Origin of the sequence: Mycobacterium sp. THU-M104, from assembly GCF_049197365.1 — a bacterium.
Classification (GTDB): Bacteria; Actinomycetota; Actinomycetes; order Mycobacteriales; family Mycobacteriaceae; genus Mycobacterium.
The window spans coordinates 1-5248 of record NZ_JBMIOP010000297.1 but is presented as its reverse complement, the minus strand read 5'-3'; the positions used below and the strand labels follow the sequence as shown (position 1 = coordinate 5248).

The 5248-nt window shown below is 66.9% G+C and carries 7 protein-coding genes; 6 read left to right on the top strand and 1 reads right to left on the bottom strand.

The genetic code is table 11. The annotated features are described in order from the left end of the window. The 6 genes from ACOJVU_RS21365 to rraA form a co-directional block, all read left to right on the top strand. Window positions 1-162: Fe-Mn family superoxide dismutase (locus tag ACOJVU_RS21365; RefSeq protein ID WP_421531621.1), on the top strand; the 162-nt coding region annotated here is incomplete at its 5' end. Window positions 163-343: 181 nt separating this feature from the next. Continuing rightward, window positions 344-877, top strand: coding sequence for a peptidase (locus ACOJVU_RS21360; RefSeq protein ID WP_421531620.1), 534 nt, complete (start codon window positions 344-346; stop codon window positions 875-877). A gap of 680 nt (window positions 878-1557) precedes the next feature. After that, the gene (locus ACOJVU_RS21355; protein ID WP_421531619.1) at window positions 1558-1974 is read left to right on the top strand and encodes a transcriptional regulator; all 417 of its coding nucleotides are present in this window, start codon (window positions 1558-1560) and stop codon (window positions 1972-1974) included. 66 nt (window positions 1975-2040) lie between these two features. After that, window positions 2041-2715 (top strand): DUF6474 family protein, encoded by a 675-nt coding sequence (locus tag ACOJVU_RS21350; protein ID WP_421531618.1) that lies wholly within the window; start codon window positions 2041-2043, stop codon window positions 2713-2715. A 271-nt stretch (window positions 2716-2986) separates the two neighbouring features. Continuing rightward, the gene (locus tag ACOJVU_RS21345; protein ID WP_421531617.1) at window positions 2987-3463 is read left to right on the top strand and encodes a nucleoid-structuring protein H-NS; all 477 of its coding nucleotides are present in this window, start codon (window positions 2987-2989) and stop codon (window positions 3461-3463) included. A gap of 1 nt (window position 3464) precedes the next feature. Further along, window positions 3465-3944 (top strand): ribonuclease E activity regulator RraA, encoded by a 480-nt coding sequence (rraA, locus tag ACOJVU_RS21340; protein ID WP_421531616.1) that lies wholly within the window; start codon window positions 3465-3467, stop codon window positions 3942-3944. Here rraA and ACOJVU_RS21335 read toward each other — a convergent pair. After that, on the bottom strand, window positions 3905-5248 hold a 1344-nt coding region (locus tag ACOJVU_RS21335; RefSeq protein WP_421531615.1), incomplete at its 5' end, for a flavin-containing monooxygenase. The genes rraA and ACOJVU_RS21335 overlap by 40 nt on opposite strands.

Here is a 5248-nt window from a genome sequence, read left to right as displayed (position 1 = left end):
CCGCTCCTGGTGCTCGACATGTGGGAGCACGCGTTCTACCTGCAGTACAAGAATGTCAAGGGCGATTTCGCCAAGGCGTTCTGGAACATCGTCAACTGGGAGGACGTCCAGTCGCGCTACGCCGCCGCGACGTCGAAGACCACAGGCCTGATTGCCGGCTGACTTCCCATTCCCAGGCTGGGGCGCCGCGCCGGTTGCGCGGCGCCCCGATCCCTTTTCCGGGGAACTTCGACATCCCGACCGCCGTGGCCGTGTCGAGTTGCAACCCGCCGAAACCACAGGCATGCTGAGCTATTCGGGCTACCAGCGTCGTTATTTCGGACGGACGCGCACGGAGGTCGAGATGGAAACCGGACCAAGTGGACACATAGGGATTTCCCCTTTCCATTCTCGCGGCGCCCTCAAAGGGTTTGTGGTCTCGGGTCGTTGGCCCGATTCCACCAAGGAGTGGGCTCAGCTGCTCATGGTCGCGGTTCGTGTCGCATCGCTACCCGGATTGCTCTCCACCACAACCGTGTTCGGTGCCCGCGAGGAGTTGCCCGACGAACCCGAGCCGGGCACGGTGGGCCTGGTGCTGGCCGAAGGCACCGTCTTCGGTGAATCGGCCATCCAGCCGGGCCATTTCGCCGACCGTCAGCCCCCCGCACTGCTGATGCTGCATCCCCCCTGCGAAACCACCCCGTCGTTACCGGAATGCGCCGGCGCGGCATCGGGCTGCGTCCTGTTGCCCGGGCTGCCTTATCTGGGGCTCGAGCACCGGGCGGCCTGGGTGGAGGCCGAGGCCGACGGGACTGTCACGTCGATGGTCAGCCGGGTCGGCGTCGATCCGATCAGCCACCCCGACACGGCGGTCCTGGCGATGCTGCTCGCGGCGTGATCACGCCCGCACGCGCACGGCAACCTCCGCCGGGAGTCGCCGGACACCTTCGCGTCGTGGCCGGCGGTGCGCGAGTTCCCAGCGCGAGTTCCCAGAGAAACGGCCCGGGGGCGCTATCGCGGGCACGCCGTCGGCGCACCCGCGGGCAAACACCGATGCCTACACATTGCGCACGACCGTTTCGCCCGGCGGGTCCGTCCGTGAGGTGGCCCACGGCTCCGCAGGCCGGTGTCGCCGGCAGCCACCCCGCCGGCCCGCCCCGCTTGGCGAGCGCGACCGCGGTAAATCCGGCGATATGCAGGGGTCTTCACAGCGAGCTCCGCGATTCGGTCGCTCAACACCGCAGCAAAGGCTAACCTTCGCCGGTCACCGCGCGGGAGCGGTTGCGGTGATTTCGTCCGTCACCGTCGTTCAGGTCACTTGACGAAACGCACGCACTGCCTTGGCCAACCTTGCCCCGCTACCCCTTTTCTGCGTATCACCTGTGAAATCAGCAGAATCAGTGGACACGTGACAGGAGAGATTGGAGGCTCGGTGGATGCAGGTCGGGCGGTCGCCTGGCAGGCACCAGCGAATAACGACACGTTTGCAACCGGATGCCCACCCCAACCCAGCCCATCATAATCAGCAAATACGCTTGGGAAACAGTTCGCTTCGAGAGTCCCGTGGAGGTCACACCGATGAGCACGACATTTGCTGCCCGGCTGAACCGTTTGTTCGACACGGTCTATCCACCCGGCCGTGGGCCCCACACCTCGGCGGAGGTGATCGCGGCCCTGAAGTCCGAGGGGATCACGATGTCGGCGCCCTACCTGTCCCAGCTACGCTCGGGAAACCGCACGAATCCGTCGGCGGCGACCATGGCGGCGCTGGCCAACTTCTTCCGCATCAAACCGGCCTACTTCACCGATGACGAGTACTACGAGAATCTCGACAAGGAATTGACGTGGATGGCCGCAGTGCGCCAGGACGGCGTGCGCAAAATCGCGCTGGCCGCCCTTGAGTTGTCCCCTGAGGCCATGCAGGAGCTGATGGAGCACGCCGACGAGTTGCGCAACGCCGACCGTATGGACACCGCGGAGCGTCTGGGAGCCTAGGTTCGCCCGCCTCGGCACGGCACACCTGACGGGCTGCCGCAGGTCCATTCCCATTAGTGTTGGCTCATGGGCCTGTTGTTTAGACGAAAGAGTCGCGCGACGCGTCGCGCCGAAGCCCGGGCCATCACGGCCCGCGCCAAGATGGAGGCCAGGCTCGCCGCCAAGAACGAAGCACGGCGCATCAAGGATGATCGTAAGGCCTCCGGGAAAGCAGCAGCGAAGGCTCTGCGGGCGCAGGTCAAAGCCCAGCGCGAAAGCGACCGGACGGCCCTGAAGGTCGCCGAGGCCGAACTCAAGGCGGCGCGCGACGGCAAGGTGTTGTCTCCGACGAGAATTCGGCGCGCGCTGACGGTGTCTCGGCTGATCGCGCCGATCCTCACCCCGCTGGTCTACCGGGCGGCCATGGCCGCCCGGTCGGTGATAGACCAGCGACGCGCGGACCAACTTGGCATCCCGCTGGCCCAGATCGGCCAGTTCTCCGGGCAGGGCGCCCAGCTGTCGGCCCGGATCACCGGCTCCGAGAAGTCCCTGCGACTGGTGCAGGACAACAGGCCGAAGGACGCCGAGACCAAGCAGTTCGTCGCGGCGATGACCGAGCGGCTGACCGATCTGTCGGCGGCGGTCATCGCCGCTGAGAACATGCCCGCCGCGCGGCGGCGGGCGGCCCACGCCGCTATTTCCTCTCAACTGGACGGTATCGAGGCCGACGTGATGGCCCGTCTCGGATTGACCGCGGTCTGACACGTCCGTACTGCACGGATGCCTGGCCCCGCGGCACTCGGCGGCGGGGTCGGGGGACCGGTTTGCGCAGGTTTCTGTTGATGGGGTTTGGCACCCGGACGCCGGGGCCGTTCGTGCTGGTGGCGGTCGCGCTCCTGGCCCGGGTGCGATCTGGCTGGTCCGGCTCGGGCCCCAGCGTCGCCGGTACCGCCGGGACGCCGCCGCTCCTCCTGGCATGATGGGGCAAACGTAATTTTGGTGCGCGACGAGCAATGCGCAAAGGAGCGGCCACATGGCAGACCCGCAAGAGCAACCGGAACACGACCCCGACGGCGCGTCGACGCCGCCGACGAAGAAGCCGCCCCCCAAGACGGCCAAGAAGTCCGCGAAAGCTCCCGCCAAGAAGACAGCCGCCGCCAACGCCCCCGCCAAGAAGGCGCCCACGGCCAACGCACCGGCCAAGAAGGCACCGGCCAAGAGGGCTCCCGCCAAGAAGGCGCCGGCCAACAGCCCGGAGTCCCCACAAAAGCCACACGAGTCGGCCAGAAAGTCCGTCGCGATGGCGCAGCGCGCGGAAACCAACGGCGACCTTGCTGCGGCCGCCAAAGATGCTGCCGCACAAGCGAAGTCCACCGTCGAATCCGCACCCGACCCAGTGTTGCGCGATGCGGCGGCGCTGGACCCGGGCCGGTCGCGGGTCCCAGTGATGGTCGCCGTCGCAATCAGCCTGCTGGCCATCTTGTTGATCCGCCAGCTGCGGCGCCGGTGAAGTGACCGTGGAATTTCGGCCCACCGCCGATCTCGTCGACAGAATCGGGCCGCACGTACGCAGCTGCGACCTTCAGCTCCGTCAATTCGGCGGGCGTCCCCACTTCGCCGGGCCGATCAGCACCGTGCGCTGTTTCCAGGACAACGCGCTGCTCAAATCGGTGCTCTCACAGCCGAGCGCGGGCGGGGTGCTGATCGTCGACGGCGCCGGTTCCCTGCACACCGCACTGGTCGGAGACCTCATAGCCGAGTTGGCCCGCTCCAATGGCTGGGCCGGCCTGGTGATCAACGGCGCCGTCCGTGACGCCGCCGCGCTGCGCGGGATCGACATCGGCATCAAGGCGCTGGGCACCAACCCCCGCAAGAGCGCCAAGACCGGGTCGGGCGAGCGCGACGTCGAGGTCAGCTTGGGTGGAGTGACGTTCGCTCCCGGCGAGCTCGCCTACAGCGACGACGACGGGATTGTCGTCGTCGAAGCTTGAACCGGCACTGGCGCAGGCTTTTTGGTGAACCTCAGGCCCTCGTCGTCGATCTTGCCGCGCCGGATCAGCCGGATGTCGAGCAGGTAATTCTGGTTCAGCCGCCACGGCGTGCGCGAGCCCTGCTTGGGCAGCTCATCGAGCGAGCGCAACACATACCCGGGGGTGAACTCCATGAACGGGCGTTCACCGACGTCAGGACCCGGGTGCTCGACCACCACGGTGTCGAAACCGTTGTCGTCCATAAAGTTCAGCAACCTGCAGGCGAACTCCGACACCAGGTCGGCCTTCAGCGTCCACGACGCGTTGGTATAGCCGACGGTGTAGACCATGTTCGGTAACCCGGACAGCATCATGCCCTTGTAGGCCATCGTCGTGGTCAGGTCCACCGGTTCCCCGTCGACCGTGACGGTCGCGCCGCCGAACAGCTGCAGGTTCAGACCGGTTGCGGTGATGATGACGTCGGCCGGTAACTCCTGGCCGGAGTGCAGCCGGATGCCGGTGGCCGTGAACCGGTCTATGGTGTCGGTGACCACCTCGGCCCGGCCCTTGCGTATCGCGCGGAACAGGTCGCCGCTGGGCACCAGGCACAGCCGCTGGTCCCACGGGTCGTACTGCGGGCCGAAGTGCTTCTGCACGTCGTACCCCGCGGGCAGTTGGCGTTCGACGAAGCCCAGCAGGATCTTGCGCATGCGCTGCGGCCACCTGCGGCAGGCGCCGTACAGCGCCGCCTGCCGCGCGACGTTCTTCCAGCGGATCGCGCTATAGGCCAGGTTGTCCGGCAGCCAGTGGTTGAGCCGTTCGGCCATCGTGTCCCGCTTGGGCTGCGACACGATGTAAGTCGGTGAGCGCTGCAGCATGGTCACGTGCCCGGCGCCCGAATCCGCCAGCGCGGGGATCAACGTGACCGCGGTTGCGCCGCTGCCGATCACGACGACGTTCTTGCCGGCGTAGTCGAGGTCCTCCGGCCAGTGCTGCGGGTGGACGATCGGCCCGGTGAAGTCTTGCGCGCCGCGGAACTCCGGGGCATAGCCCCGCTCGTAGTTGTAGTAGCCGCTGCACAGGAACAGGAATGTGCAGGTGATGGTGCTCGGTTTCCCGTTGTTGTCGACCTGCAGGGTCCAGCGGTTCTCTGCGTGCGACCAGTCGGCGCCGAGCACCCTGTGCCTGAGCCGGATGTGTTCGTCGATGCCGTACATGGCCGCGGTGCCCTTGACGTAGTCGAGGATCGGCTTGCCGTCGGCGATGGCCTGACGCTCGGTCCACGGACGGAACCTGAACCCCAGCGTGTGCATGTCGGAGTCGGA

Coding starts and splice junctions, on each gene's coding strand:
- ACOJVU_RS21350 (WP_421531618.1), top strand. CDS start 2,041: ATGGGCCTGTTGTTTAGACGAAAGAGTCGCGCGACGCGTCGCGCCGAA.
- ACOJVU_RS21355 (WP_421531619.1), top strand. CDS start 1,558: ATGAGCACGACATTTGCTGCCCGGCTGAACCGTTTGTTCGACACGGTC.
- ACOJVU_RS21345 (WP_421531617.1), top strand. CDS start 2,987: ATGGCAGACCCGCAAGAGCAACCGGAACACGACCCCGACGGCGCGTCG.
- ACOJVU_RS21360 (WP_421531620.1), top strand. CDS start 344: ATGGAAACCGGACCAAGTGGACACATAGGGATTTCCCCTTTCCATTCT.